Source organism: Arenimonas composti TR7-09 = DSM 18010, assembly GCF_000426365.1.
In the GTDB taxonomy this organism is placed as follows: Bacteria; Pseudomonadota; Gammaproteobacteria; order Xanthomonadales; family Xanthomonadaceae; genus Arenimonas; species Arenimonas composti.
In genome coordinates, this window is sequence record NZ_AUFF01000025.1 from 1 (window position 1) to 1,870 (window position 1,870).

2 protein-coding genes are annotated in these 1,870 nt (G+C 57.7%); both read left to right on the top strand.

Annotation, left to right across the window (positions count from 1 at the left end; genetic code table 11):
* Window positions 1-928 precede the first annotated feature (928 nt).
* Window positions 929-1,507, top strand: a complete 579-nt coding sequence (locus K311_RS18540; RefSeq protein ID WP_154659580.1) for a hypothetical protein — start codon at window positions 929-931, stop codon at window positions 1,505-1,507.
* An 85-nt stretch (window positions 1,508-1,592) separates the two neighbouring features.
* Window positions 1,593-1,763 (top strand): hypothetical protein, encoded by a 171-nt coding sequence (locus K311_RS18545; protein WP_154659581.1) that lies wholly within the window; start codon window positions 1,593-1,595, stop codon window positions 1,761-1,763.
* Window positions 1,764-1,870: the final 107 nt, after the last annotated feature.

A 1,870-nucleotide genomic window follows, 5' to 3' on the forward strand; every position in this document is an offset into this window, starting at 1 on the left:
GCACGCGGCTTAACTCAGGCGTTAGGTGCCAATGGCGACATTCGGCGAGCTTGATGGGATTGACGCCGCGTGGCTCGCGATAGATGGGCTTGGGCAGGTTGCGGTTTTTACCACTGCCGGCCAAGGGCCGGTGCCCAAGTCGGCGCTTGCATCGATCGAATCTGCCGAGGCAGATGTACTCCGCCTTCCAGCAATCTGTGAAGCGACCCGGGTCATGGCCGTGCCGAGACCAGATAGCTTCGTGGCCTTCGCCGAGCGGGGCCTCTTCGCATATGACTGGTCGGACGCTCACCGCACATCGAGCGGCTCTATTGGCGGCTACGAGCTCGCAGCAGTACCGACAATTCCCGTGCGCACTTCGCAGCTTCCTGCCGGCCTACAGTCTGGCGCTTCCGCAACTCGTATCCCTGGCATAGAGTTCGGCAACGCTTCCGTGGTGCAGGCCTCGTTGCTTGGCACCTAACTAATCATTCAAGCCGACGCCTTCGGCGCGGCTTAACTCGGGCGTTAGGCCCCAATGGCAACCTCGATGGACGCTCAAGATCAGCAGCTCCTACGCATCGTTAGCGAGGTGCTTCACTACATCTGGGACCCGATCCAGGTGTCTGGCGTGCCTCAAGCCAGGGACGAGTACGAGGGCTATGTGGGGCTGACGTACTCCTTGCTCCGCTCGGGTGCCAGTGAGACCGACATATCGGAGCACCTGCAGCGCATTGCAGATGAGCGCATGGGCCTGCCATCACGGAAGCAAAAAGCCGATCTTGCAGCTAGTGTTCTTGTGGACTGGCGAGACTTCCTTTCCGGAGTTGGGGCCTAACAGTGCGTTCAAGCCGAAATTGCATCGCTCCGCCGTCCACATGGCAGAAAGAGCTTGCCATGTGGCCAGCTACGCGCTGCAATTCGGCTCAACTTAGGCGTTAGCTCTCTTATGTCGCAGCGCGCGTACTGGACAATCGACGCGGAGTTCGACGCCGTCCAATCCATCGCTGCTACTGCGGACTTCCTGACGCTCGTAGACCGCAAACCGCACTACTGGAAATGGACCGTTTTGGGGCTGCACTCAGCAATTCAAGGCGCCCTAGTTCTCGCGCTTAACAACGACAATTCTGTTCTCGTACAAAAGCCGGGCGTAGCGCGGAAGATGCTGGCCGCTTTCAACGGAGATCACGATTTCCCAAGCCCATACATGGACAACTTCTTAGGGCTCTATTCGAAGGCGAGAGTCCGGGAAAATCTTCGAACTGGAGTTGTTCCACTATCGGACGACGCCAAGCAAGAGAGAGCGATGCAGGCGCTCGACGAGCTGCGCGATGAATTCACTCACTTCAACCACAAGACTTGGAGTATCGAGCGAATCATTCTCGTGGAGTGCCCGCTAGACTGCTGCGAAGTCTTGAGGCACCTACTCGAATGCGGCGCAATTCGCTGGTACCGTACCTCGTCGCAGAAGAAGGCGCTTTCGTCATTGACAAAGATCGAGCGGCTCTTGCAGGCGAGAGCTAACTAATCATTCAAGCCGACGCCTTCGGCGCGGCTTAACTCGGGCGTTAGGCGCTTGTATCGGTAGCAATCCAATCCGCCAGAGGACATACATGAACCTCAAGCAGATCACACCCAGCACCTTCGCCCTGCTTGTCGCAGGTCTGCTCGTCCTTGTCGTTGGAACCTACACTGCAAATGGTGGGTTTCAGCTTGCGGGCGGCTTGATTCTGTTGGTTGGTGTCATTCTCGCGTTCAGTCAAGCATGCAGACGGCAGAACTAGCGGCGTGCGTCGCGCCTAACAATTCGTGTATGGACTCCCCATTTCAACAGGGCACCAGCTGATCGAGTCGTCGGAAGCGGATCGGTTGCAGTCGTGTATTCGGCCTT